This window comes from Oerskovia rustica, assembly GCF_014836555.1.
Taxonomy (GTDB): domain Bacteria; phylum Actinomycetota; class Actinomycetes; order Actinomycetales; family Cellulomonadaceae; genus Oerskovia; species Oerskovia rustica.
In genome coordinates, this window is record NZ_JACSQQ010000048.1 from 1 (window position 1) to 25354 (window position 25354).

Below are 25354 nucleotides of genomic sequence, written 5' to 3' on the forward strand. Positions count from 1 at the left end.
GCGGCCCCCTTCTCCGCCCCTGACGGCGCGGACGTGGGGAGGGGGCGTCAGAGCACGCGCACCACGGGTCCGGTCACTGCGCCGAGGCGCCCGACGGCGAGCCCCTTGGTGACCGACCAGGCCGGTCCCTCGATCGTGAACGTCGTGACGTCGGTCGTGGAGGCCGACCGGGAGAGGTTGATGCCCCAGGCGTTGGCCGTCACCTCGAGGTGCACCCAGTCGCACGTGCCGGCGTCGAGGCGGAACGTGTTCCCGGTGCGGGTCAGGTCGAACGTGCACGGCCCGGCGTCGTAGGGGGCCGCGCTCGCGGCCGGCGCCAGGGCGAGGGCTGCGGCGACGAGGGCTGAGACTGCCAGGGCGCGCTTTCCGGTGGTTCGCATGGAGCTCCTTCGCTTCAGGTGAGGGGACGTCGTCGTCCCCCGGACCTGTCCAGTCCATCCTGGACGCCGGTGCCAGGACATCCGTGAAAACCCTTCCATGGACATTTCACCCTGTACGGGGAATCCCTCACACGCCGCCCGCGAACCCCGTCTGTCGCCATGCCTCGTAGATCGCGATCGACGCGCTGTTGGTCAGGTTGAGCGACCGGCGCCCGGGCAGCATGGGGATCTTGACGTGGTCGGTGATCCGGGGATGGGCCAGGACGTCGTCGGGCAGGCCCGTGGGTTCGGGGCCGAACAGCAGCACGTCGCCCGGACGATACTCGACGTCGGTGTGCCGGGTCGTGGCCTTGGTCGTGAACGCGAAGACGCGTGCCTCGGGCATCGAGGCCAGGGCTGCGTCGAGGCCGGCGTGGACCTCCAGCGCGGCGAGGTCGTGGTAGTCGAGGCCTGCGCGGCGGAGCTTGGGCTCGTCGAGGTCGAAGCCCAGGGGTTCGACGAGGTGCAGGCGTGCGCCGGTCACGGCCGCGAGGCGGATCGCGTTGCCCGTGTTGCCGGGGATGCGCGGCTCGAAGAACACGAGGTGGGGCAGCGTCGGGGCCGGGCGCCCGGCGTCGGTGCCGAGGTGCGGCCGCCAGTCTTCAGCGCCGGTGACCCCGGGCGACGATGCGGGCACGGGGGAGGAGGGGACGTCGTCGGGCATGGTCCCGATTCTCCCACCGCCCCGTGGCCGATGTGTCGGGGGCTCAGCCCATCTGCGTGAGCGCGGCCTCGTCGACCTCGTGGAGCAGCGGGTCGCCCGCGAGGAAGCGCCCGACCTCCTCGACCACGATCGACCCCTGCCGCAGCCGCCCCTGGACGGTCGCGGCGGCGTGGTGGGGCGTGAGGAGCACGTTCGGCAGGGTCCGGAAGGGGTGGTCGACGGGCAGCGGCTCGGCGTCGAACACGTCGAGCGCGGCGTCGATCCGTCCGTTCGCGACCTCGCGCAGCAGCGCGTCCTCGTCGGTGAGCCACGACCGGGCGGTGTTGACGAGTCCGGCGCCGTCGGGCATGAGCGCGAGCTCGCGCGCCCCGACCAGGTGGTGCGTCTCGGGCAGCGTGGGCGCGTGGAGCATGGTGATGCGGCTCGTCGCGAGCAGGTCGTCGAGGCGTACGAGCGCGACGCCCAGCGCCTGGGCGTCCGCGGCCGACAGCGTCGGGTCCGCGACCACGACCTCGGCCCCGAGCGCGCGCAGCATCGTGATCGCCGCGCGCCCGGTCCGGGACGCGCCGACGACGCCGACGCGCGTGCCCGCGATCTCGTGGCGCGGCGGCGCGTTCTCGGCGACCTCCCACGAGGCGCCCGACGCGAGGCCGTGGTGGAACCGCGGGAGCTGGTGCAGCAGGGCCATGGCGAACACGACCGACACCTCGCCGACCGACTGCGCCATGCCCTGCCCGGCCTGCGTCACGCGCACGCCGCGCGCGAACAGCTCGGGCGTGACGAACGGTTTGACGCTCGCTCCCGTGTGCGCGACGAGGCGCAGGTCCGGCAGGCGGTCGAGCAGCGCGGCGTCGAGGCGCGGGGTACCCCACGAGATGACGAGCACCTGCGCACGCGAGAGGCCCGACGGCGCAGCGCTCGTCCCGGCGTCGAGCGTCGCACCCAGCGTCGCCGGGTCGTCGACGAGGACGACGTCGGTCAGCGCCGTCAGCGTCTCCCACGCCGCGGGCGTGAAGAACTCGGCCCGCAGCGCGGGGGAGACGCTGACGACGCTCGTGGTGCGGCTCATCGCAGGATCATCCCAGCCACGCGTCGAGGTGCTCCGCGATGAACGCGTCGTCCGACGCACCGAGCCACGGGTACGCGGCCGTGACGCGGGTGAGCTCGTCGGCCTGCCCGGGGGACAGCGTCTCGGCGGGGTCGAGGCACCAGATGCCCTCGAGGAGTCCCTGGCGGCGCAGGACCTCGTGCACCCCCGCGATGACGCCCGCGAAGTCGTTCGCGGAGTCGAACACCGCGGCGTTCGCGTCGGTGAGGCCGGTCTGACGGGCGACCAGGAGGCGCAGGGCCGCGTCGTCGGGCACGGTGAGCGTGCCGTCGGCCGTGACGCCCCGGGCGGCCTGCGCGAGGCGCAGGGTCTCGACCGCACCCCGCGTCCACACGGCCCACTGGCCGAGCAGACCACCGACGAAGCGCGCCGTGTACGGGCTCGCGCTGCCCGCGACCGGCACGTCGACCTCGGAGACCAGGTCCGCGATGATCGCGTCGTCGTTGCCCGTGTAGAGCGAGATCTGCTCGGCGCGGCCGGACTCGGCCACGCCGCGCAGCACGTCGATCGTCCGGTACCGGTCGAACGGCGCGGCCTTGACCGCGACCACGGCCTCGATCGACGCGAACTCGCGCCAGAAGTCGACCGAGAGCCGCGGCCCGCCGATCGCCTCCTGGAGGTAGAAGCCGATCACGGGCAGGACCTCGCCCACGGCCCGGGCGCGGTCGAGCAGGTGGCGCTCGACCTCCTCGCGCGTGCCGCCCAGCCCGGCCACGCGCGGCGCGAGGAGCACCGCGTCGTAGCCGAGGTCTGCCGCGACCTGCGCCTCGGCCACGGCCTGGGCCGTGGGGCCCGAGGCCCCGGCGACCTGGACGAGCGGGCGCGGGCCGGTGACCGTGGACCCCGCGGGGGCGTGCCCGCCCAGCGTCTCGCGCGAGACCTCGGCCGCCATCTCGAGCACGGGCCGGTAGAGCCCGACGTCGCGGATCTCGAACTGCGTCGTGTGCACGCCCACGGCCACGCCGCCCGCCCCGGCGGCGTGGTAGTACCGCGTCAGGGCGCGCTGGCGGCGCTCGTCGAACCGGCGGTCCGCGGTCAGCGCGAGCGGCTGGGCCGGGATGACCGTGCCGGCGCGCAGGAGCGCGAGCGAGTCGGGCTTCATGGCGTCGATCACCGAGCCCATCAGAACTTCCCGTCGCGCACGGTGAACTTGGTGGCCTTGCCGCTCGTCGGCAGGCCCGCGGCGAGCCACTGCGCCTGCCAGTCGACGAGCGTGCGCAGCGAGACGTCGGGGTACCCGAACAGCTCGTGGCACAGGCTCGCGTCGTTGAGCAGGGCGGTCCCGGCCTCGGCGCCCGTGAACGACACGTCGCGGCCCAGGCCCGCGCCGAGCAGCCCCGCGAGGCGGCGCACCGACGCGGTCTCCGGGCCCGTGAGGTTGACCGTGAACGCGGGCGAGGACGCGTGGCCGAGCGCGCGCAGCGCGACCTCGTTCGCGTAGCCCTGCCACACGACGTTGACGTGGCTCGTGGTCAGGTCGACCGGCTCGCCTGCGAGGATCGGCGCCGCGACGTCGCACAGCACGCCGTAGCGCAGGTCGACCGCGTAGTTGAGGCGGATGTTCGCGACCTTGGTGCCGCGCGTGAGGGCCGCGTGCTGGAACAGGCGCTCGCGCCCGAGGCAGCTCATGGCGTACTCGCCGACCGGCCCCGTCGGGTCGTCCTCGGAGCAGCCGCCCGAGGACACGGGCACGAGCGGGTAGACGTTCCCGGTCGAGAACGCGGCGATGGTCGAGTCCGCGTAGCGGCGCGCGACGTCGCTCACGAGCGCGGCGTTCGCGGCCCACGCGAGCGAGGGGGCCGACGACGTGCCGAACTTGGCGCCGACCATGTAGACGACGTCGGCGCCGTCGGGCAGCCCGGCCAGGACGGCCGGGTCGCCCGTCATGAGGTCGGCCGTCACGACGTGCACGCCCGCGTCGCGCAGGTGGTCGGCCTGGGCCGGGTCCGACCAGCGCGAGACCGCGTGGACCGCGTCGCCCGAGCGCCCTGCGGCGTCGAGCGCGCGTCGGGCGAGGACCGTGAGGCTCGGGCCCATCTTGCCGCCCGCGCCGAGGACGACCAGGTCGCCCGAGCGGGCGGCCATGTCCGCGACGAGCGCGGGGGAGGGCGTGGTGAGCAGGTCCTCGAGCTCGGCGAGCGACGAGGGACCGGCGGAGCGCCCGACGGCGCAGGCACCGGCAGGAGCGACGGCGGCAGCGTGAAGGGGTCTGGGTGAGGTCGAAGACACGAGTGCTATCCCTTGATTCCGGACATGGTGACGCCCTCCTGGAAGTAGCGCTGGGCCACGAGGTAGGCGGCGAAGATCGGCACGAAGGAGATGGTCGCGCCGGCGAGGATCATGTTGAGCGGCACGTCCTGCTGCTGCAGCGACGCGATACCCACGGTCAGGGTCCAGTGGTCGGTGCCCTGGCCCATGATGAGCGGCCACAGGAAGTCGTTCCAGTGCCACAGGAAGACGAACGTGCCGAGCGTCGCGAGGATCGGCTTGCACAGCGGCAGCACGATGCGCGTGAAGATGCGCCACTCGGACGCGCCGTCGAGCTTGGCCGCCTCGAAGAGGTCGTCGGGCATGTCCATGATGAACTGCCGCATGAGGAACACCGCCTGGGCGTTCGCGAGCGTCGGCAGGATCAGGCCCCAGTAGGTGTCCAGGCCGCCGACCTGCGCCATGAGGATGAAGGTCGGGATCAGGGTCACGTGGTACGGGACCATGACCATCGCGAGGAACGACCAGAACATGGCCTCGCGGCCCGGGAACTTCTTCTTCGCGAACGCGTAGCCGGCCATCGCGGAGAACGCGAGGACGAGGACCACGGACACGACCGAGTAGATGAGGGTGTTCCCGAACCAGGTCCAGATGTTCCCCGCGCCGAGCACGCGGTCGTACGCCGCGAAGCCCAGGTTCGTGGGGATCAGGCTCTGCGGGAACTGGATCGCCGCGGCAGGCTTGAGCGAGAGGACGACCATCGCGTAGAACGGGAAGATCGTCACGACGGCCGCGAGGCTCAGGACGACGTAGCGCACGACCTTGCCGCGCCACGTCAGGTCCATGCCCGAGCTCTTGCTGCGCCGACGGCGTGGTGTCAGGCCGGTCGAGCTGGTGGTGCCGGCAGCGGTCCCGGGGTGCCCCGGGGTGCCGGGGGTGGCGAGCGTGGTCACTTGTCCCTCCCGATGAGGCGACGCTGCACCAACGCAACGACGATGGTGATGATGAACAGCGCGACGCCGAGCGTGCTGGCGTAGCCGAGGTCGAAGTACTTGAAGCCCTGGTCGTAGATCTGGTAGACGAGGCTGTAGCTCGCGCGGGCGGGCCCGCCGCCCGTCATGGTGTAGACCAGGTCGAAGATCTGGAACGACGCCGTGGTCTCGATGACCGCCAGGAAGAACAGCGTCGGCTTGAGCTGCGGCATGATGATGTGCCAGAACCGGTGCCAGGCGTTCGCGCCGTCGAGCGCCGCGGCCTCCTCGAGCTCACGCGGCAGGTCCTGCATGCGGGCCAGGAGGATGAGCATCCCGTACCCGAAGCGCGACCAGATCGACACGAGCGCCAGGGCCGGCAGGACCAGGGTCGTGCTCCCCAGCCACGAGTCCGTCGACAGGCCGATGAGCCCCATGAGCTGCGACCACGGGCCGCCCGTCGAGAAGACCCACGTGAACACCGTCGCGGCGAGCACCAGGCTCGTGACGACCGGCAGGAAGAACACCGAGCGGTAGAAGCCCGAGCCGCGGAACGAGCGACGGACCAGCAGCGCCATGAACGTCGAGATCGCGAGCGACAACGGCACGATCAGGACGCTGAGGATCAGGGTCACGCGCATCGCGGACCAGAAGATCGGGTCGTTGACCATGCGCTCGAAGTTGTCGAGGCCGGTCCACTCGGCGGTGCCGCCGATCGTGTACTCGAAGAAGCTGAGCCCCACTCCCGCGATCGCCGGTCCGAACCGGAAGGCGAGGAAGAGCAGGAAGGCCGGGAGAGCGAAGAGCAGGCCGATCCGAGCCTCGCGGCGGGCCATGGTGCGGCGGAATGCTGACGGTCCTGTCGGTCCGTTCCCGCGCGACGGGCCCGAGGGCCCACCGGACGTGGACCGCGCGACGGGCGCGGCGCCGTCGGGCACGGAGCCCTCGAGGCCTGGCCCGAGGACGTCTCCGGACGGGGTGGTTGCTGTCATGGGGTTCTTCTCCTTCGCCTCACCGGGCCGAGGGCCGCCTCAGCGGCGGCCACCCGGCCCGGTGGGTGTGGTGCGAGATCAGCCGAGGAGCGGGTTCGCGGCAGCGGCCGCGTCCTTCATGGCCTGCTCAGGGGTCTTCTGGCCGATGAGCGCGGCCTGGATCTCCGGGGCGAGGATGCCCATGACCTCACGCGACTTCTCGTTGAGGTCGCCGGAGGTGGTCGCGTCGAGCGTGGCCTCGAGCGCGGCCATGGTCGCGTCGTCGCCGTACAGGCCCGTCTGCGAGGTGTACGGCGTGAACCAGCCCGCGGCCTTCGCGTACTCGGCCGACGCCTCGGGGCGCGTCGCGAACGCGAGCCACTTGCCCGCAGCGTCCAGGTTCTCGGCCTTCTTCATGAGGGCCAGCGAACCGACCGTGCCGTAGCCGATCGACTCGGCCTGCTTGAGGGAGGGGAGCACGACCGTGTTCTCCTCGCCCCAGAAGGTCGCGACGTCGCCGGGGCCCTGCTGCCACGTGCAGGCGATCTTGCCCTGCGCCGTGCGGGTCTGCTCGAACGCCGGGATGGTCGTCAGCAGGTCCTTCTCGACGAAGCCGCCCTCGGCCAGGTCCGTGACGAACTGGAGCGCCTCGACGCCCTCGGGCGAGTCGAACGCGACCTTCGTGCCGTCCTCGGAGAACACCGAGCCGCCCGCCTGCCACAGCAGCGGGTAGAACGACTCGTTGAGCGTCGCGTCGACCGCGCCCCAGTAGTTCGTGACGTCGTAGCCCGCGTCCTTGAACTTCGGGGCCAGCGTCATCAGGTCGTCCCAGGTCTCGGGGTAGTTGCCCGACTCCCCGATCGCGTCGAAGGCCGCGGCGTTGCACACGAGCGGCTTCGAGTTCATGATCAGCGGCGCGCCCATCATGGCGCCGTCGATGCTCACGGACTTCGCGGCGTTCTCCCGCAGGTCGCCCGTGTTGTCGGTGACGTAGTTGTCGACCGCGGCGAGGGACTTCGCGTACTTCGGGAGCTGGTCCGGGATGAGGTAGACGACGTCGGGGCCCTTGCCGCCCGCGATGCCGGTCGCGAGCGTCTCGTCGCGACCCGCCCACGGGTAGATCTCGACCTTGACGTCGACGTCCGGGTTCTCCTTGGTGAACTCGGCGATCTGCTTGTCCCAGAAGGCCTTGTGGGCTGCCTCGTCGGCGATGACGGGGTAGGTCCACATGGTGACGGAGCCCGAGGCCGCGCCGTCCGAGGGGACGGGCGTCGATCCGCCGGCCGCGTCGCCGCCGCCGCAGGCGGTCAGGGCGCCGAGGGTGGCGATCGCCGCGATGGCGGTCGCCACGTGCTTCTTCGGCATGGTCATTTTCGTGCTCCTTTGACGTCGAATGATGACTACCGTGCTGGTTGATCCGTGTGCTGTTGAGCCCGCCCGGCGCATCGTCGCGCCTGCGGGGTGCTGCTCTGCCCGGACGGCCGGAGGGCCGCACGGACGGGACGTGCTGCTAACGGGCCGGGACCTCGACGACGGTGCGCGAGTGCCGCGACTCCTCGGCCGCGAACACGGCGAGGTGGCTCTGGAGGGACTCGACGGCGCCCGACCGGACGTGCCTCGGGTCGCCCGTCGCGACGGCGCGCACGAACGCGTCCATGACGCCCGAGTCGCCGCCGCCGTGGTCGTCGGCCGCGTTGGTCGCGCCGTGGTGACCCGAGTCGTGGACCGTGACCGAGCCGTCCCGGAAGTCCGTGACCCGGATCTTCTCGCCGTCGCCGTCGAGGCAGCCGTGCGTCCCGAAGATCTGCGTCTTGCGGTGGTCCTGCTCCGAGAAGGCCGTCATGGTGAACGTCGCCGCGCCGCCGCCCTCGAGCTCCATCGCGACCACCTGGTGGTCGACCACGTCGTTGTCCGACGCGTAGACGCACCGGCCGTAGTCCCCCGTGCGCAGCGCCTCGATCACCGACGCCTCGTCGGTGCCGTCCGTGACGACCGTGACCGGCCAGATCGCGCCCTTCTCGCGCAGCGTGCCCAGGTACAGGCGCGGCGCAGAGTACGGGCACGTCGGTTCGAGCGGGCAGTCCAGGCAGCGGTCCGCGGCGCCCGCCGGGCGCTCCTCCGGACGGAAGTGCTTGAGCGAGCCGAAGCTCGCGACGGTCTGGATGCGCTTGCCCGTGACGTAGCGGATCCAGTCCAGGTCGTGGCTCGACTTCGCGAGCAGCATGGGGCTCGACGTCTTCTCCGAGCGCCACGGGCCGCGCACGTACGAGTGCGCGTCGTGCCACCAGCCGACCGGCTCCAGGTGCTGCACGTTGACGATCTCGCCCAGCACGCCCGAGTCCACGACCGACTTCATGAGGTCCGTGTACGGCATGTACCGCATGACGTGGCACACGCCGAACAGGACGCCCGATGCCTCGACCGCGTCGACCACGTCGCGGCACTCCTCGGCGCTCGGGGCGAGCGGCTTCTCGACGAGGATCGCGTAGCCCTGCGCAGCGAGGGCCACGACCGGGTCGCGGTGCTCACGGTCCTGGGTCGCGACGATGACCATGTCCGCGAGGGGGGCCGAGGCGCCCGCCGCGACCAGGTCCTCCCAGCCCGCGAACCGTGCGACGGGGGCGGCGTCGGGGTTCGCCGAGGCCGCGCCGTCGCTCACGAGGGACTGCTGGAACGGGCGTGGGTCTGCGACAGCGACCAGGCGCGCACGGTCGGGGTGCGCGGCGATCCAGCGTGCGTAGGTCTGACCCCGGTTGCCGGCGCCCACGAGGGCGACGGTCACGGGTGCATCATTGCGGGTCACGAGCGGTCCTTGCGTCGTTGCGGGGGCTGCGGGGGTGGGGCTGGTGGTGCTGGTCGAACGGTCGGTGCGGGCGGAGAGCCGGGCGAGTACGGCCTCATTTGCTATTTGCTATAGCAACTATGCCAGATGATCCTGCGCCCTGACAGCCCGCCAGGTCAACTTGCGACCGAGTCGTTATCTTCGGTCGGTGCCGAGAACGGGGTTGAGGCCGTCAGGTCACGATTGACGACCTCAACCCCGTGGTCGAGGCGGGGCTACGCCGTGTCAGAGCACCAGCGTGCCCGCCGTCGAGACCGTCGGGCCGTCGGCCGGGATCGCGACGCGCTGCACGCCGGACTCGACGTTGCCGGTGTGCAGGAGGTAGGAGCCCGCGCCGAACGCGCCGTCGGCGAGCTGGAGGCGGCCACCCGTGAAGGTGGACCCCACGGCCGACCAGCGATTGATACCTGTGTCTAGCTTCACGTGACCAGTGTCGCCCGACGCGGCCACCGATCGGGCACCGTCCAGGTTCCAGGTGACCGGCTTGTCAGCCTTCGCCCGGCTCAGGAACGTGCCACCCGCGGGCGAGCCCTCGAGCCGCGCCCCGTCGCCGACCCGGACGGTCTGCTCGGTGGTGCCCGCCGCGACGACCGCGACGTTGCGCACCACGCCGCCACGGATCGTCAGGTCTCCCGACGCCGTCACGGTGCCCTTGCCCTCGGCGGCCTCGAGCGTGCACTGGTCCAGGACAACGGGCCCCGAGCCCGCGAACGACGCACCCTCCAGCCCGTTCAAGGTCGTGCGGACCAGGTGCACGGGGTTGGTCACGTTGGCCTGCGTGATCGGCGTCCCCGGCAGGACGTCGAAGCGGGAGCCCTCGATGACGTTGGGGCGCTTCGAGCGGCTCGACGCCTGCGACACGATCAGGGTGTCGTCGGCCTGGCAGCCGCGCAGCTGGACGCCGTCGGCGTTGACCCACAGCATGCCCGAGCCCGCGAGGCCCTCCTTGCGGATGACCTGGACGTCCTCGAGCGTCAGGTCGGTGACCTTGACCCGCGCGACGAACCACGAGCACACGTGCTTGCTGACCGTGATGCGCTTGGCCGACGAGCCCCACGCCGCACCCGAGTTGGCGAACGTCATGAGCCCCGAGTTCCCGACGTACGTCAGGTCGTGCTCGTACTGGCCGTGCGTGACGAACGGCCCCTGGTCGTCGCCGTCGCCGTGGCAGTTCTCCACGAGGCCGTACGCCGAGGCCGTCCAGTCGTTGAGGTGGCGGCAGTTCGAGGTGTGGCAGTCGGACACGTGCCCGTACAGGCAGTAGATCTGCTGCGTCAGGTAGCCCGCGCCGCCCCACGTGATCGAGGCCGGGTTGGCGAGCGAGCAGCGCGTCGTCGTGAAGTGCGTCGACCAGCGGCGCATGACCAGGGGCCAGAACGTCGCCACCCCGTGCACGTTCTCGACGTCGCAGCTGACCGCGTACTCGAACGCGAGCGGGTGCGAGCCCGTGTACTGGTCGCCGCCCGCGACACCCACGAACGACAGGTTGCGCACGTGCACCTGCTGCACGGGCTCGACCTTGGTCCACGTGAGCGTGCGCCCCGCGGCGAGCTCCCAGCCGTTGAGGTAGTTGACGCGCACGTGCGTCGCGTCGACGATCTGCGTGACCTGGACCTGGAGCTGCAGCTCGCGCTCCCACTTGCCCGCGAGCGCGTTGACCTCGAGCGCGTACCACTCGCCCACGGCGTACTTCGAGGAGTCGGCGACCTCGAAGTCGTCGCGCAGCTCGGGCATGACGGCCGTGAGCTTGTTCGTGCGGACGTCGTCGGTCACGGTGCCGCGGAAGAACAGGACGGCCGCGAACGGGTCGTCCTGCCCGGCCTTCTCGATGCCCTCGGTCGTCATGGTGTGCCCGCCGAAGTCGAGCTCGAGGTACGAGCGCGTGAACCGGTGGCGGCGCACGAAGTTGAGGTCGGAGTGCGCCTCGATGCGGCTCACGGTCGGGTCGTTCACGAGCGCGTCGAGCGCGTCGTCGGCCGGGGTGTCCTTCCCGAAGAGCCCGAACCAGCGGAAGTCGGCCGTGCCCGTGTGGAGCGTGTGCCACCTTCCCTTGCCCTGGACGTCCTTCGGCGCCAGCACCGTGCCGCCGTTGGCCGCCGCCTCGCTCTTCGCGTCGTAGCGAACCAGGCGTGCGGCGCCGTCTCCGGGGGTCGCGTGGCCGAGGAGCTGGACGACGGTCCCGTCGTCGATCTTCTTCGCGCGCCAGCCCACGAGCTGGGCGACGGACGCCGCGACCAGGACCTCGTCGTCGGGCTCGTCCTTCTTCAGGGGCAGCACGCCCGACGGCGCAGCGGTAGCGGGCGTGGCGGCTGCGGCCGAGTGCGTGCCCATCAGGGCGCCGGCGGCCACGAGGCCGCCGATCCCGGCGACGCGCAGCAGGTTGCGGCGCGAGGGGGCCTCGACCGTGGGGGCCTGGCGGGGCGAGGTCGGCGTCGTCGCCGGCTCGCCGGGGGTCTGTCCGGACGTGATGAGGTTCGTCATCTGCAGGGGCCTTTCATCAGGGGTTCTTCCGGGTGGCAGGGGGAGCTCGTGCGGTTCACAGCGCGAGGGAGTCGGTGACGAGGACGTGGTCGCCCTCGGGGAAGCCGGTGCGGTCGACGCCCTGCTCGACGCAGCCGGACTGGAGCACGCGCGTGGTCGGTGCCAGGTCGTACCGGCCGCCGCTGAAGCGCGTGCCGACCGCGGTCAGCGCGTCGGTGCCCGCGAGGGCGACGTGCGCGGTGGTCCCGCTCGCGGCGAGCGTCGCGCCGCGCAGGTCCACCTGGACCGTCCCGGGGCCCGCGGCCCGCGAGACCAGGGCGCCGGCCGTCGTCGTGCCGGAGATCTTCGCCCCGCGGACCGTGAGCCGCTGGTCGCGGACGCCGCTGAGCCGGATGCCCGTGCCGGTGAGGGTCCCGCCGCTGATCGTGACGTCGGCCGACCCGACGAGCGCGGGGGCGGCGGGGGCGGCCTCGTCGGTCGAGCCGACGAACGTGCAGTCGGTGAACGTGACAGGTCCCGCGCCGCGCAGGACCGTGCCGTCGAACCCGGTGAATCCGGTCCGGACGAAGTGGACCGGGTTGGCGACGGGCGTCTGGTGCAGCACGCTGCCGACCGGCAGCGAGAAGTGGCAGTCCTCGATGACGTTGGGCCGCTTCGACAGGCTCGAGCGCTGCGCGACCGCGAAGAACGACGCGGTGCACCCGCGCATCTGCACGCCGTCGGCGTTGACCGTCAGGCTGCCCTGCTGGTCGAACGTCGAGCGCGCGACGACGTGCACGTCCTCCAGGGTCAGGTCCGTGATCTGGGTGCTCACCGTGAACCAGGAGGCCACGTGCCCCTTGACCGTGATGCGCTTGGCGCTGATGCCCCACTGCGCCCCCGAGTTGGCGATGTCCATGAGGCCGCTGTTGCCCTGGAACACGAGGTCGTGCTCGTACTGGCCGTGCGTCGTGAACGGGTTGCCACCCTGGTCGTCGCCGTCACCGTGGCAGTTCTCGACGAGGCAGTAGGCCGAGGCCGTGAGGTCGTTGAGGTGGCGGGCATTGTGCGAGCGGCAGTCCGCTATGCGCCCGTACAGGCAGTAGATCTGCTGCGTGAGGTAGCCCGCACCGCCGTAGAAGACCGTCGGCGGGTTGGCGACCGAGCAGCGCTCGGTCGCGAAGAACGTGTTCCAGCGGCGCATGATGACGGGCCACCACGTCCTGGAGCCGTGCACGTCCGACACGTCGCAGCGCACCGCGAACTCGTAGGCGACCGGGTGCGAGCCGGTGTGCTCGCGGTCGTCGGGCAGCTCGCCGTTGAGCGGGCCGTCGTACGGCCCGGCCCCGATGAAGGTCATGTTCCGTACGTGGACCTGCTCGACGGGCACGACCTTGCGCCACTCGAGCACCCGGCCCGGCGCCAGCTCCCAGCCGTTGCGGTAGTCGACGCGCACGTGCGCCGCGTCGACGACCTCGGTGACCTGCACGAGGCGCTGGAGCTCGCGCTCGTCGCGCCCGCCGCCCGGCCGGGGATCGACCTGCACGGTCCACCAGTCGCCGACCGCGAACGCGGACGAGTCCGCGACCTCGAACACGTCGCGCTGGTCGGGCATGGTCTCGGCGAGCGTGCGCTGCTGGGTCACGTCCGTGACGGTGCCCTGGAAGAACATCACGGCCCCGAACGGGTTGTCGTGCGAGTTGCGCTCGATGCCCTCGGTCGTGATCGTCCGGCCGCCGAAGTCGAGCTCGAGGTGCGAGCGCGTGTAGGTGTGACGGCGCACGAAGTTGAGGTCGGTGTGGGCCTCGATGCGGCTCACGGTCGGGTCGTCGACGAGCGCGTCGAGCGCCTCGTCGGCGCTGCCCGTGGGGGCGTCGGTGCCGAAGATCCCGAACCAGCGGAAGTCGGCCGTGCCCGTGTGGAGGGTGTGCCACCGGCCGGGACCGGCCGCGCCGATGGGGGCCAGCACCGTGCCGCCGTTGGCGGCCGCGGTGCTCTTCGCATCGAACCGGACGAGGCGTGCGGCGCCGTCGCCGGGGGTCGCGTGGCCGAGGAGCTGGACGACGGTCCCGTCGTCGATCTTCTTCGCGCGCCAGCCCATGAGCTGGGCGACGGACGTCGCGACGGTGAGCTCGTCGTCGGGCTCGTCCTTGTTCCGGCCCAGCGGTGCGGCGAGCGCGGAGGGGGCGAGGCCCGTGGACAGCGCGAACGCGGTCGCGGTCAGCGCGCCCATGCCCGCGACGCGCAGCAGGCTGCGGCGCGAGGGGTCGGTGGGGTCGGGGTCGGGGGAGAGGTCGGGGGCTGTCGCGCTGGCGCGGGCAGTCAGGGGGGTCTTCACGTGGGTCACCCTTCGGACGGGTCGATGAGACGGGTCCGTTCAGGGGTGGCCGACGCGCGGCAACGGGAGTGCGGGTGGAGTCCGGCGGGCCGGGGCTGCGGTGACCGGGGGACGGGGCGAGAGGGACGGTTCAGGCTGGGCGCGGCAGGCCGCGACAGCAGGATGGATGCGCTTCGTTGCGTCCGGATGAACCGGGCATTTCCCGGAGATTAGGCCGGTGCTATAGCAATGTCAAGAGGGTGGTGACGACTCGCCAGGTCCGCCGGGCGCGCCCGGGGAGCCGCGCCGGCGGCCGTCTCACAGGTAGTCGCCGGGCCAGTGGAAGCCCGCCGTGGGGCCGCTCGTCGCGGCGCGCAGGGCATCGATCTCCGCCGTCGAACGCCGGACCGGGCGCAGCATGCCCGTCGCGTCCGACGTCGTCTCGCGACCGCCCGGAGCCAGCAGCGCGTCGGTGAGCACCGCCGCGGCCGGGACACGTGGCAGGCGCACCTCGGCGCGGGTCGCCCCGCGCTCGCGGGCCAGCGAACGGACGGCGAGCGCGAGCGCGTCGAGCGCCTCGCGCCGCTCGGGCGCCGTCGCGTCACCAGGCCCGACGGCGAGCTCCCGTACGCGCAGCACCTCGCCCTCGAGCTCCACGACCAGGTAGCCCACGATCGACCCGTCGGGGCGTCGCGCCGTGAGGAGCTCGGCCGCGGAGTACCAGAGGGGGATCCGGCGCTCCCAGTGCTCGACCGTGCGGCGCGTGGTCAGAGGGGCGGCATGGAACGCGTCGTGCAGGGCCGCGAGGTCCTGCCACGGGAGGTCGGTGTCCCAGGCGGGGAAGGTCGTGGGGACAAGGGACTCCGTGCGCGGCGGCCGCTCGTGGCGAGCCACGACCGTGGCACTCGACCGCTCGGGGCGAGCGGCGCCGTCGGGCAGGAGGGGGCCGCGGGTGACGGGGACCTCGAAGGTCTCCCAGCCGCTCGGGCGGTAGACGCCCGGGGTGCCCGTGAACAGCAGCGAGGCGTCCATGCCCGCGGCGTGCATCTGCTCGACCGCCTCGGTGAGCGCGAGGCGGACCAGACCGCGCCCGCGCATGTCCGGCGCCGAGGCGACGTTCGCCACGCCGCCCACGGTGAGCGTGGCGGTCGCCCCGTCGGCGCCCGGGATGCCGACGAGCGTGCGGGGGGTCCAGCAGACCGAGGCGACGACGCGGTCCTCGGCGGTGGTCGGGCCGGGGAGGACCGCGACGACCGTACGGTCGAGCCGGCCGCCGTCGGTCTCGTAGACGGGGACCATGAGGGGCGCGTCGAACGCGGCGGCCCACAGCGCGTACAGCGACGGGACGTCGGCGGGCGTCGCGGTGCGGAAATCCATGGGGCTCCTCGATGAGCGGGTGCGTGTCGGTGCAGGTGGGGCGCGTGCGCAAGGCGCCCGGTAGCTTCGCCTTGACGGTTTGCTATAGCAAGAATAGTCTCGCATCCACGTTCTCGAGTGAACGATGCACGGCAACGAAGCACGTGCGAGGTCGGGCTGGACCTCGCACGAAGTGTCCATCCCTCGACCGTCCCCCCTCGCTGCCGAACATGTGATTACGGTCGTGAATCACCCCGATTCCGACCCCCACCGCATGTTCGAGGAGCGCTCTGCGCATGTTCGACGATCGCCGCACCGCCCCTGGGGCGGTGCTCGTCGACCTCGACAACACCCTCGTCGATCGGGCCGGGGCCTTCGCGAAGCGACCGGCGGATCTTCGGCAGCGCTCGCGGTGGCGGGGGTCCCGTTGGTGCCCGGTGCCCCCGGGGTCGGGGCCGCGTGGATGGTCGGCGACCACCCGGTCGCGGACGTCGGTGGGGGCCGGGGTGCGGATCTGCGGACCGGGTGGGTCGCGCACGGCCGGGCCTGGAGCGAGGAGCGGGCGCCGGACGTCGTGCGCGGCTCGACGGTCGAGGTGCTCGACGCGCTCCTCGACGTGTCCCGCGAGGCGCGCCGAGTGTGACGTTCGGGCTGTCAGGACCAGGTTCGTGACGACCCGAACTGCACGCTCGACGCAAGCGACGTCCCGGCACCCACGGCGCCTCCGCCCCGGTCAGGCGCCCCCGGCCTCCGCCGCGGGCTCCTCGGCGACGTCGCCGTCCTGGGTGTGGCTCTCGAGCCGTGCCGCGGCCTCGCCGATGTGCTCGGCCATGACGGTCCGCGCCCGCTCGGGGTCGCCGCTCGCGATCGCGTCGATGATGAGGTGGTGCGTCTCGGCGTGCGCGACGCGCGCCTCGGGGTCCAGGGCCACGTTCGCGGCGCGCAGGAAGCCTGTGATCCGGGAACGGAGCTGGGACGTGATGGTCATGAGCATCCGGTGGTCGGCGAGCTCCCAGAGCTGCTCGTGGAAGCGTCGGTCGAGCTCGAACACGCGGGCCGAGCTGCCGCGCTCGGCCGCGTCGACCATCTGCTGCACGGTCTTGCGCAGGCGGGCCTCGGTCTTGGCGTCCCACTCGGCCTGCACGCGTACGACGACGAACTGCTCCAGGAGCGTGCGCAGGCTCGAGATCTCCTCGAGGTCGCGGCTCGTGAGCGCGGCGACGCGGGCGCCACGGTGGGGGAGGCGTTCGACGAGCCCTTCCTCGGTGAGGCGGGTGAGGGCCTCGCGCACGGGGATGTGGCTGGTGCCGAGGCGTTCGGCGAGCTTGCGCTCGACGAGGCGCGACCCGGGCGCGAGGTCGCCGCTGAAGATCGCCTCTCGCAGCTCGACGGTCACGCGGTCGGCGACGTTCAGGTCGGGCACGCTCTTGAGCGCCATGGGTTCTCCGTAGTGTTCTGCGGTCCGATCCGGGAGGTGCCCCGAAGGATAGCGGTCGGCGAACTGGGCCCGGCTCCTCGCCCGCGGTGCGTGCCGGGGGCGAGGTCTGCGCGGGGCGCACCGTTGTGCCACCATCGAGGCGAAGGGCCACCGGACGGCTTGCCCCCTCACTGCATGCTATAGCATTCGAGGGTTGACGCACAGGCTCGAGGAGGATCCATGGTGTCCCTGCACGACCGGGTGACGGTGCCCGGTTTCCGCGGACTGGCAGGCGTAGCCCGCCGCGACGTCACGCCGCCCGTGGGCATCCGTGCCCGCAACTGGGGCCCCGCCGACTGGAACGCCTCGCGGGGCACGCACCGCGCGATGACCCTCACCGCGATCGCCCTCGCCGAGGAGCAGGCGCCCGGCTCGGGCGTCTCGCCCGCGCGCCGCACGCCCGACGGCGCCGCTCACCCCGCGCAGGTCGGCACGCCCGGCAGCGCCGCTCACCCCGAGCGCACCGGCGCTCCCCGGGGCGAACCGCTGGTCATGATCACCGTGGACGCCACGTGGTGGCGCCGCGTCGACGACGAGCGCAGCGTTCGGGACGCGGTCCTCGCGGGCCTCGGCCTGCCGCCCGAGCGGCTGCTCATCTCGTTGTCCCACACGCACGCGGGCCCGGTGCTGTGCAGCCACGACGCCGACCTCGAGGGCGGCGAGCTCGTCCCTGCCTACCTCGAGCACCTCGCGGCGCAGGCCGTCGACGCCGGACGCGAGGCCGTGGCCTCGCTCGCCCCCGCGACGCTCGAGTGGACGACCGGGTACTGCTCGCTCGCGGCGGACCGCGAGCTGATCCTCGGCGCGGGCGGGTCGCACGGCGAGCCCGTCGACACGCCGTCCGCCAGTTCTGGTGACACGGCGCCCGGCCTGTCCGGCGCCCCGGCGGACGTGACCGAGGATCTCGGGCTCCCCGTGATCGGCTTCAACCCGACGGTTCCGCGGGCCGCCGCCGACGACACGGTCGTGATCGGCCGCCTCAGCCGGGTCGAGCCGGCGGCCCCCGGCAAGCCCCTGCCGACCACGACGCCCCTCGCGACGATCGTCAACTACGCGTGCCACCCCACGACGCTCGCGTGGCAGAACACCCTGGTCTCCCCGGACTACGTGGGCGCGATGCGCGCCCTCGTCGAGGAGGCGACCGGGGCGCCCGTCGCGTTCTTCCAGGGGGCCTCGGGCGAGCTGGCCCCGCGCGAGCAGTACACGGGGGACGTGGCGGTCGCCGACCGGCACGGCACCTCGCTCGGGCACGCGGTCCTCGCGGCGCTCGCCGAGCTGCCGCCCCCCGGCACGGCTCTCGAGCTCACGCACGTCGTGCAGTCCGGCGCGCCGCTGGGCATGTGGGAGCCGCGCCCCGTCGAGGGCTCGCGCGTGCTGCGCGCGGTGAGCGACGCCGTCGTGCTGGACCTGCGGGACCTGCCGACCCTCGCGCAGATGGAGGCCGAGTGGGCCGACATCGACCCGCGCAGTCGCGACGAGCGGCTGCGCCGCGCGCGCAACCTGCGCGACGGCTACGTGACCGGCCCGACCGTCGAGCACCCCACGTGGGTGTGGCAGATCGGGGACGGGTTCCTCGTCGCGCACCCGGGCGAGGCGTACTCGCGCTTCCAGCGCACGGTCCGCGAGCACGCGGGCGACCGCCCCGTGGTGGTCGCGAACCTGACCAACGGCCCGGGCTTCGTGTACCTGCCGACCGACCAGGCGTACGTGCGAGGCGCCTACCAGGCGTGGCAGTCGCCGCTCGCGCCCGGCTCGCTCGCACGGCTCGAGCAGCACGCGAACCACCTCGTCGACACCCTGGCGGCGACGACGCCCGCACCAGCGCAGACTTCCACGGAGGACCAGTGAGCACCACGACCACCCCGACCGGCACACCCGCAGGCACCCCGCTCCGCACCGCGATCGTCACGGGCGGCGCGGCGGGCATCGGCCGCCAGATCGCCGAGCGGCTCGCGGCGGACGGCCACCGCGTGGTGTGCGCGGACGTCGTCCAGCACGACCTGCCCGCGCTCGACCTCGCGGCCCTGCCCGCCGAGCCGGGCCTGGTCTGGATGCCCCTCGACGTCACGGACCACGCGGCCGTGGGGGCGGCGTTCGACGCGGTCGCCGCCGCGACGGGCAGCATCGACGTCCTGGTCAACAACGCCGGGATCCAGCGCCACCGCGGCATCGAGGACCTGAGCTGGGACGAGTGGAAGGCCGTGGTCGACGTCAACCTGCACGGCGTCTTCACCTGCCTCCAGGCCGCGGGCCGTCACATGCTCGCCGCGGGCAGTGGCGCGATCGTCAACATCTCCTCGGTCTCGGCGCGCGGCTCCGCGGGTCGGGCCCCGTACTCGACGACCAAGGCGGCCGTGATCGGCCTGACCTCGACGGCTGGGGCCGAGTGGGCCGCGCGCGGGGTGCGGGTCAACGCGGTCGCGCCCGGATACATCGACACGGGCGTCTTCCGCCAGGGCGTCGCGGCCGGGACGCTCAAGGAGGAGACGATCCTCGCGCGCATCCCCGCGGGCCGCCTCGCCGACGCCTCGGAGATCGCGAACGCCGTGAGCTGGCTCGTGTCCGACCAGTCGCAGTACGTGATCGGCCAGACCCTCTACGTCGACGGCGGGTTCATCGTCGACTACGGCGTCCCGCTCGCGAAGAAGCCGGAATGACGGGCCGAGCCATGAGCCCGGGCGGGATCGCGCGCGTCACCGACGTCCGCACCTCGACGACCGTCGTCGCGCTGCCGCAGCCCCTGCAGCTCGGGGCCATGACGGTCACGCGCCGCGAGTACGTGGGGGTCCAGGTCCGTGCAGTCCTGCCGGACGGCACCGAGGTCACGGGTGTCTCCTACGCCCTGACGCGCGAGGCGCCCATGGCGGAGATCGTCGAGCGCCTCGTCGCGCCGCACGTCGTGGGTCGCGACCTACCGGTCGACGACCCGGCCGCGGGGGTGCGCGCGGCGTGGGACGCCGCGCTGCGCGGGTCGGCGATCGTGGGGCGCGTGGGCCTGGTGCGCCGGGCGATCGGCCTGGTCGACGTCGCGCTGTGGGACGTCGCGGGCAAGGTCGCGGGCGTCCCGGTGTGGCGCCTCCTGGACTCCGCCGTGACCGACGTGCCCCCTGTGCCTCTCGGGCCCCCCGTGCCCGACGGCGCCGCTCAGGTCCCGTCGTCGGCCCGCCCTGGTCAGGGGCCGAGCGGGGACCCGGCCGGGCCGGTCGTCCCGGCGCCGCGGCCCGCGATCCTCGTCGCGGCCTACCCGACCCCCGGTCGCACGGCGCGCGCCGTCGCCGACGAGGTGCTCGACCGTGCCCGCGAGGGCTGGTCGCTGCTCAAGATCTCGCGGTCTCCCGACCACGACCTCATGCGCGACCTGCTCGCGATCCTGCGCGCCGAGCTGCCCGGGGTGACGGGCCGCGAGAGCGAGCCCGGTCGCAGCGGTCTCGTCGTGGACGTGGGCTTCGGCTGGCGCGACGCGGACGAGGCGCTCGCGGACCTCGACGCGTGGGGGATCGGCGCTCCGGCACCGGCCGGGGAGCCGCCCGCGCTCGCGTGGCTCGAGGACCCCGTGCTGCCCGAGGACGCCGCTGGCGCCGCGCGCATCCGCGAGGCCACGGGGCTGCCGCTCGCGATCGGCGACGAGGTCACGGACCCCGAGGTCCTCGCGCGGCTCGATGCGCTCGGAGCGCTCGACGTGGCGCGCGTGGACGTGGTCGGGATCGGCGGCATCACCGCGGCCAAACCCCTGGTCCGGTCCTGGCAGGACGCGGGGCTCGTGACGTCGAGCCACGTGTACCCCGAGGTCAGCGTGCACCTGGGTGGCGCCGCGGGGATCGGGGTCGAGACCTTCGAGCGGTCGCCGCAGGGCAACCCCTACGACCCGGCGCCGCTGCTCGTCGAGGGCGGTCCCGAGTTCTCGTCCGGCACGGCGCTGCCGCCCGAGGCCCCCGGTCTGGGCTTCGCCCTCTCGCCGTCGTACTTCTCGTTCGAGTCCGACCCCTCGCTGCCGAGCATGGGGTTGGCGTCCGAAACGGGCCCCGGAACGACGCCAACCGCATGCTCGACCGATGACAACCGCATGCTCGACGACCAGGAGGACCGATGACCGACCCGACCGGCACGCCCAGGGCGGGCTCCGCCGTCGGGCACGACGACGAGCGAGGACCGGTGTCCGCCCAGAACCCGACCGGACAAGCCCCCGTGCCAGGACCAGCCGCGACCCGCAGCGTCGTGGTGACCGGGAGCGGCAAGGGCATCGGCCGGGCGATCGCGGCGCGGCTGACCGCGGACGGGTGGACCGTCGTCGGGCTCGAACGGAGCGCCGGCTCGGGGACCGTCGAGGAGGGCGTCTGTGCTGCCGTGGTGCTCGCCGACTCGCGCGACCGGGAGTCGCACCGCGAGGCCGCACGCGTCGCCCGGGGCCTCGCGCCGCTCGCGGGCTGGGTCAACAACGCGGGCATCACCCGGACCACGCCGCTGCACGCGCTCGGCGACCCCGCGCGCGCCGAGGAGATCGAGCGCACGGCGCGCGACGTCGTCGAGATCAACGGCCTGGGCTACCTCTGGGGGGCCGCCGCCGCGGTCGAGGCGTTCACCGACCAGGCGAGCGGCGGGTCGATCGTCAACGTCGGGTCGATCCACGGGCGGTCCTCGTTCGTCGACCACGCGGCCTACGAGCTGACCAAGGGCGGGATCGACGCGCTCGCACGCAGCGTCGCCGTCACGTACGGGCGGTACGGCATCCGGGCCAACACGGTCGCACCGGGCGGGGTGCGCACGCCGCACCTCGACGCACAGGTCGCGAACGCCGTCGACCCCGAGGCGGAGGAGCGCGGGCTCGCCGAGGGCCCGCCGCTCGGACGCATCGCCGAGTCGGCCGAGATCGCGGCCGTGGTCGCGTTCCTGCTCTCGGACGAGTCCTCGTACGTGTCGGGCCAGTCGATCGCGGCCGACGGCGCGTGGACCGCGTCGTTCGGGACACTGCCGCACGACGCCGGGCTCGATGCGCGGTACGGGCTCGACTGACGGGCGTCCCGGCCGCTGCCGCCGGGCGCCCTAGCGGTCGAGGACAGCCCGGCCCAGGTGGCGTCGCGCCCGGTGCAGCCGCGACTTGACCGTGCCCTCGGGAACCTCGAGGAACGCGGCCGCGTCGCGCGTCGTGACGTCGTGGAGGATGCAGAGGTCGGCCACCTCGCGCAGCGCGGAGGGAAGGGCCGCGATCTCGCGGCGGGCACGGCCCGCGAGGATCGACGCGAGCACGCTCGCCTCGGCACCGTCCGCCGACGGCGCCGCCCGCCCGTGCAGCTGCGCGACGCGGGCGACCAGCCAGCGGTGCCGCCGAGCGGCTCGCTGCTCGTTCGAGCAGAGGTTGGCCGCGGTCGCGAGGAGCCACGGGAGCACCGAGTCGTGGACGACCATCTCCCGCCGACGGCGCCACGCCGCCAGGAACACGCCCGAGGTCAGGTCCTCGCACCGCCCCGTGACGTCGTCGTGCAGCCCGCCCGACGTCAGCAGCGCACGGCACAGGCCGTGGACGCGCCGCGAGTAGCGCCGGTAGACGACCGCGAACGCCTGCTCGTCACCCTCCTGGACCCGGCTCCACAGGTCCACCTCGGCCACGGACCCCTCGTCGAACACCGACGACTGCTCACGCATCACTGCCCCCTGGTGCTGCCCGCCTGCGGGTACCGCTCCGCCCCTCCCCGCACGGTGGCACCCCTCCGACCATCGTCACCCGCGGGCCCCGCGCAGGCGAGAGGAAGCGGCCCCAGGCGGCGTCCGTGCCCGGGGCCTGGTCCCTCGATCCCGCCAGCCCCGTCAGCGAGCACCCACCCGGGGCCGGTCGATGTACCCGACGGAGTGGAACCACCGGACGTACGAGTCGAGCATCTCGGCGTCGACCGGCGGGCAGACGATGCCGCTCCCGGCGAGGTCCTCGTCCGCCCGCTCCCGTCCGAACCGCGGGAACGTCCCCTCGAAGTACAGCTCCTTGACCGTGAGCGTGCTCGACGACGCGATGTTCGTGAAGATCGGCAGGAACGACACGATCGGGTGCTCCGGGTGCGTCCTGCAGAACTCCGACAGGTCGTGCAGCCAGGTGTCGTAGTCGACGACGTCGATCACGTGACCGTGCTCGCGCAGCCGCTCGACCATGAGCCCCAGCAGCGCGTAGCGCGGGTTCGTGAGGTGGTAGGTCTGCCCCTGCGCGGGCCGGGTCTGCGCGAGGTGCACCACGGCGCGGGCCAGGTGGTCGACCGGCACGAAGTCCAGGGGAAGGTCGACGTCCGGAGCGCGTCCCATCTCGACGATCGCCTTGAAGAACGCGCAGATCGCGGCCTCGGTGTTCCAGTGGCCGTCGACCGTGCTGCCCGTGATCTCGTAGGGCCGGTGGACCACGACCGGCAGTCCGCGCGCCGACGCCGCGCGCAGGATCTGCTCGGCCACCCACTTGCTCTCCGGGTAGCCCATCGACAGCCGTTCGACGTGGTCGAGCGGGGTGGCCTCGGTGACGTGCCGGACGGCCGCGGAGCCCGAGCCCGCCAGCACGGCGATGGTCGAGACGTAGTGCAGCGGGACGCCGCCGCCGGCCTCGGCCAGCTCGACCAGGCTGCGCGTGCCGTCGACGTTCGTCCGCCGCAGCCACTCGTACGGGTAGACGAAGTTCACGTGGGCGCCCGAGTGGTAGATCAGGTCGGTGCGTGCGGCGAGCGCCTCCCACGACGAGTCGTCCAGCCCGAGGCGGTGGGCCGTGAGGTCCCCGGGCACGGCCACGACCCGGTCGGTGTCGAGCGGCCCGTGGCCGTACCTGCGCTGTGCCGCCAGCACGCGAGCCATGGCGGCGTCCTCGTCGGCAGCGCGGACGAGGCAGCGGACCGTGGCGTCCGTGCGGTCGACGAGCTCTCGCAGCAGCGCGGAACCGAAGAACCCCGTGGCGCCCGTGAGCAGCACCTCAGCGGGCGGGGTGGACCGAGGGGTCCGGTCGACCGGGGCCGGCCGGGAGAGCAGGCGGACGTCGGGGCGCCACCGGTCCGTGCCGTCGGCAACCGGATCCTCGGTCGGGCGCACCCGGATCTCGTCGACGACAGCGGCGAAGGCCGCCGGGCGTGGGTCTGACAGCAGGCCACGGATCAGTTCGTGGCCGTGGGCGCCGTCGAGCGACAACGACGACTGGACGCGTGCGATGAGCTGCGCCGCCATGAGCGAGTTGCCGCCCAGCGCGAAGAAGTCGCCGTCCGGGTCGACGTCGTCGAGCGCGAGGGTCACGCGCCAGGCGCGCTCGACGGCGTCGCGGGCGTCCCGTGGAGCGGCCGTCAGGTCCTCCGTGGCGGGGCGGGTCGCGACGGCCGACGCCCGGCCGGCGAGGACCCGTCGGTCGATCTTGCCGTTCGTGGTGAACGGGAGAGCCTCGACGGGCACGACCTCCGCCGGGAGCATGTAGTGGGGCAGGGAAGCAGCGAGCGCGCGGCGGACCGACGCAAGATCGGGGACCGGGGCCTCGGGCCTCGCGGGAGTGCAGAAGGCGACCAGGACCCGGCTCGTCCCGTCCTCGACGGCCACGACGGCGGCCTCTCCGATGCCCTCGACCCCCGACAGCGCCCTCTCGATCTCGGTGAGCTCGATCCGGTGACCGCGGACCTTGACCTGGTCGTCGAGCCGTCCGCGGAACTCCAGGAGACCGGCCTCGTCCCACCGGACCTGGTCGCCGGTCCGGTAGTACCTGACCGGGGGAGCGCCGTCGATGCTCAGGTGCACGAAGCGTCGGGCGGTCTCCTCCGGGGCGCCCAGGTACCCGGCCGCGAGGCCGTCCCCGGCGATGTGCAGCTCGCCGTCCTCGCCCGGGGCGACCGGGGAGCCGTCCGGGTCCAGTACGGCGACCGAGACGTAGGGGAGCGGGGTGCCGATCGGCACGGGCCCGTCGTCGGCCTCGCCGAGGACGTGCGCCACGGCCACGACCGTCGTCTCCGTCGGCCCGTAGCCGTTGACGACGTGCGTGGCGCGACCCACGGCGCGCGCGGCGAGGGCCGGGTTGAGGACCTCGCCGCCGGCGATCGCGTAGTGCAACCCGTCGAACACCTCCGGGCAGGACCGGGCGACGTGGTGGAAGACCCCTGTCGTGAAGAAGACCGCGTCGATCGCCGCGGCCCGGAGGGTGTCGCGCAGCGCGGCAGGAGCGAGGAGCAGCGGCTGGTCGACGATCACGAGGCACGCCCCCGAGAGGAGGGTCGGCCAGATCTCGAGCGTCGACGAGTCGAACGACAGGGAGGCCGCGTGCATGAAGCGGTTCGCGGGGTCGAGGACGAGGAAGCCGTTGTCGGTCGCCAGGCGCAGGACGCCCCGCTGGCGCACGGCCACGGCCTTGGGCGTTCCGGTCGAGCCGGACGTGAACATCACGTACGCCGTGCGGTCGAGGTCGGACGAGTGCTCGCCGGGGACGGGGTCCTCTGCGAGCCCGTCGCCCGGTCGCCAGGCTCGGTCCGGCCCGGTGCGGTCCGGTGCGCGGTCCGCCCCGGTGAGGTTCGGTGCGAGGTCCACGACCTCGACCCCGGCGGGCCCGGCCGCCCGGCTCCCCGCCCGGC

General features: G+C 73.0%; 20 protein-coding genes. 5 read left to right on the top strand and 15 right to left on the bottom strand.

What is annotated here, in order from left to right:
* Window positions 1-47 precede the first annotated feature (47 nt).
* The 12 genes from H9652_RS18110 to H9652_RS18165 all read right to left on the bottom strand — a co-directional run bounded on the left by H9652_RS18110 (window position 48) and on the right by H9652_RS18165 (window position 15337).
* Entirely contained in the window at window positions 48-380 is a 333-nt protein-coding gene (locus H9652_RS18110; RefSeq protein ID WP_191798008.1) for a hypothetical protein, read from the bottom strand.
* A gap of 127 nt (window positions 381-507) precedes the next feature.
* Window positions 508-972 carry a tRNA (cytidine(34)-2'-O)-methyltransferase gene (locus tag H9652_RS18115; protein WP_225228452.1) on the bottom strand — a complete coding sequence of 155 codons (465 nt, stop codon included), beginning with the start codon at window positions 970-972 and terminating at the stop codon, window positions 508-510.
* A gap of 154 nt (window positions 973-1126) precedes the next feature.
* Window positions 1127-2152: a hydroxyacid dehydrogenase gene (locus H9652_RS18120; RefSeq protein ID WP_191798012.1), complete on the bottom strand. Its 1026-nt coding sequence runs from the start codon at window positions 2150-2152 to the stop codon at window positions 1127-1129.
* A 7-nt stretch (window positions 2153-2159) separates the two neighbouring features.
* Window positions 2160-3314, bottom strand: a complete 1155-nt coding sequence (locus H9652_RS18125; protein WP_225228447.1) for a dihydrodipicolinate synthase family protein — start codon at window positions 3312-3314, stop codon at window positions 2160-2162.
* Entirely contained in the window at window positions 3314-4420 is a 1107-nt protein-coding gene (locus H9652_RS18130) for an NAD-dependent epimerase/dehydratase family protein (RefSeq protein WP_318244262.1), read from the bottom strand. The genes H9652_RS18125 and H9652_RS18130 overlap by 1 nt, the downstream gene beginning before the upstream one ends.
* A 5-nt stretch (window positions 4421-4425) precedes the next feature.
* Window positions 4426-5352, bottom strand: coding sequence for a carbohydrate ABC transporter permease (locus H9652_RS18135; protein WP_318244263.1), 927 nt, complete (start codon window positions 5350-5352; stop codon window positions 4426-4428).
* Window positions 5349-6362: a carbohydrate ABC transporter permease gene (locus H9652_RS18140; protein WP_225228448.1), complete on the bottom strand. Its 1014-nt coding sequence runs from the start codon at window positions 6360-6362 to the stop codon at window positions 5349-5351. The genes H9652_RS18135 and H9652_RS18140 overlap by 4 nt, the downstream gene beginning before the upstream one ends.
* A 78-nt stretch (window positions 6363-6440) precedes the next feature.
* Window positions 6441-7712 (bottom strand): ABC transporter substrate-binding protein, encoded by a 1272-nt coding sequence (locus H9652_RS18145; protein ID WP_225228449.1) that lies wholly within the window; start codon window positions 7710-7712, stop codon window positions 6441-6443.
* Window positions 7713-7851: 139 nt separating this feature from the next.
* Entirely contained in the window at window positions 7852-9144 is a 1293-nt protein-coding gene (locus tag H9652_RS18150) for a Gfo/Idh/MocA family protein (protein ID WP_318244264.1), read from the bottom strand.
* Between the two features lie 264 nt (window positions 9145-9408).
* Window positions 9409-11664: a peptidase C14 gene (locus H9652_RS18155; RefSeq protein ID WP_225228450.1), complete on the bottom strand. Its 2256-nt coding sequence runs from the start codon at window positions 11662-11664 to the stop codon at window positions 9409-9411.
* 55 nt (window positions 11665-11719) lie between these two features.
* Window positions 11720-13981: a peptidase C14 gene (locus H9652_RS18160; protein WP_318244265.1), complete on the bottom strand. Its 2262-nt coding sequence runs from the start codon at window positions 13979-13981 to the stop codon at window positions 11720-11722.
* Window positions 13982-14278: 297 nt separating this feature from the next.
* Window positions 14279-15337, bottom strand: a complete 1059-nt coding sequence (locus H9652_RS18165) for a GNAT family N-acetyltransferase (RefSeq protein ID WP_191798016.1) — start codon at window positions 15335-15337, stop codon at window positions 14279-14281.
* A 409-nt stretch (window positions 15338-15746) separates the two neighbouring features.
* On the opposite strand from H9652_RS18165, the gene H9652_RS20405 reads away from it, so the two are divergent.
* Window positions 15747-15959 (top strand): HAD hydrolase-like protein, encoded by a 213-nt coding sequence (locus H9652_RS20405; protein ID WP_318244266.1) that lies wholly within the window; start codon window positions 15747-15749, stop codon window positions 15957-15959.
* A gap of 90 nt (window positions 15960-16049) precedes the next feature.
* Here the strand turns inward: H9652_RS20405 and H9652_RS18175 are convergent, their stop codons facing one another.
* The gene (locus tag H9652_RS18175; RefSeq protein WP_191798026.1) at window positions 16050-16754 is read right to left on the bottom strand and encodes a GntR family transcriptional regulator; all 705 of its coding nucleotides are present in this window, start codon (window positions 16752-16754) and stop codon (window positions 16050-16052) included.
* A gap of 219 nt (window positions 16755-16973) precedes the next feature.
* On the opposite strand from H9652_RS18175, the gene H9652_RS18180 reads away from it, so the two are divergent.
* Genes H9652_RS18180 through H9652_RS18195 form a run of 4 tightly spaced genes read left to right on the top strand, consistent with a single transcriptional unit; the run spans window position 16974 to window position 21803 of the window.
* Complete coding sequence (locus H9652_RS18180; RefSeq protein ID WP_191798028.1) at window positions 16974-18641, top strand: hypothetical protein; 1668 nt, start codon at window positions 16974-16976, stop codon at window positions 18639-18641.
* Window positions 18638-19450, top strand: a complete 813-nt coding sequence (locus tag H9652_RS18185) for an SDR family NAD(P)-dependent oxidoreductase (RefSeq protein WP_191798030.1) — start codon at window positions 18638-18640, stop codon at window positions 19448-19450. Before H9652_RS18180 ends, H9652_RS18185 begins: the two co-directional genes overlap by 4 nt.
* Window positions 19447-20883 carry an enolase C-terminal domain-like protein gene (locus H9652_RS18190; protein ID WP_225228451.1) on the top strand — a complete coding sequence of 479 codons (1437 nt, stop codon included), beginning with the start codon at window positions 19447-19449 and terminating at the stop codon, window positions 20881-20883. Before H9652_RS18185 ends, H9652_RS18190 begins: the two co-directional genes overlap by 4 nt.
* Complete coding sequence (locus tag H9652_RS18195) at window positions 20880-21803, top strand: SDR family NAD(P)-dependent oxidoreductase (RefSeq protein WP_191798032.1); 924 nt, start codon at window positions 20880-20882, stop codon at window positions 21801-21803. The genes H9652_RS18190 and H9652_RS18195 overlap by 4 nt, the downstream gene beginning before the upstream one ends.
* Before the next feature lie 30 nt (window positions 21804-21833).
* Here H9652_RS18195 and H9652_RS18200 read toward each other — a convergent pair whose 3' ends face one another.
* Window positions 21834-22433, bottom strand: a complete 600-nt coding sequence (locus H9652_RS18200; RefSeq protein WP_191798034.1) for an RNA polymerase sigma factor — start codon at window positions 22431-22433, stop codon at window positions 21834-21836.
* A 162-nt stretch (window positions 22434-22595) separates the two neighbouring features.
* Window positions 22596-25354: non-ribosomal peptide synthetase (locus tag H9652_RS18205; protein WP_191798036.1), on the bottom strand; the 2759-nt coding region annotated here is incomplete at its 5' end.

Coding starts and splice junctions, on each gene's coding strand:
- H9652_RS18145 (WP_225228449.1), bottom strand. CDS start 7,712: ATGACCATGCCGAAGAAGCACGTGGCGACCGCCATCGCGGCGATCGCC.
- H9652_RS18180 (WP_191798028.1), top strand. CDS start 16,974: ATGGTGTCCCTGCACGACCGGGTGACGGTGCCCGGTTTCCGCGGACTG.
- H9652_RS18190 (WP_225228451.1), top strand. CDS start 19,447: ATGACGGGCCGAGCCATGAGCCCGGGCGGGATCGCGCGCGTCACCGAC.
- H9652_RS18195 (WP_191798032.1), top strand. CDS start 20,880: ATGACCGACCCGACCGGCACGCCCAGGGCGGGCTCCGCCGTCGGGCAC.
- H9652_RS18200 (WP_191798034.1), bottom strand. CDS start 22,433: ATGCGTGAGCAGTCGTCGGTGTTCGACGAGGGGTCCGTGGCCGAGGTG.
- H9652_RS18120 (WP_191798012.1), bottom strand. CDS start 2,152: ATGAGCCGCACCACGAGCGTCGTCAGCGTCTCCCCCGCGCTGCGGGCC.
- H9652_RS18140 (WP_225228448.1), bottom strand. CDS start 6,362: ATGACAGCAACCACCCCGTCCGGAGACGTCCTCGGGCCAGGCCTCGAG.
- H9652_RS18125 (WP_225228447.1), bottom strand. CDS start 3,314: ATGGGCTCGGTGATCGACGCCATGAAGCCCGACTCGCTCGCGCTCCTG.
- H9652_RS18110 (WP_191798008.1), bottom strand. CDS start 380: ATGCGAACCACCGGAAAGCGCGCCCTGGCAGTCTCAGCCCTCGTCGCC.
- H9652_RS18175 (WP_191798026.1), bottom strand. CDS start 16,754: ATGGCGCTCAAGAGCGTGCCCGACCTGAACGTCGCCGACCGCGTGACC.
- H9652_RS18155 (WP_225228450.1), bottom strand. CDS start 11,664: ATGACGAACCTCATCACGTCCGGACAGACCCCCGGCGAGCCGGCGACG.
- H9652_RS18165 (WP_191798016.1), bottom strand. CDS start 15,337: ATGGATTTCCGCACCGCGACGCCCGCCGACGTCCCGTCGCTGTACGCG.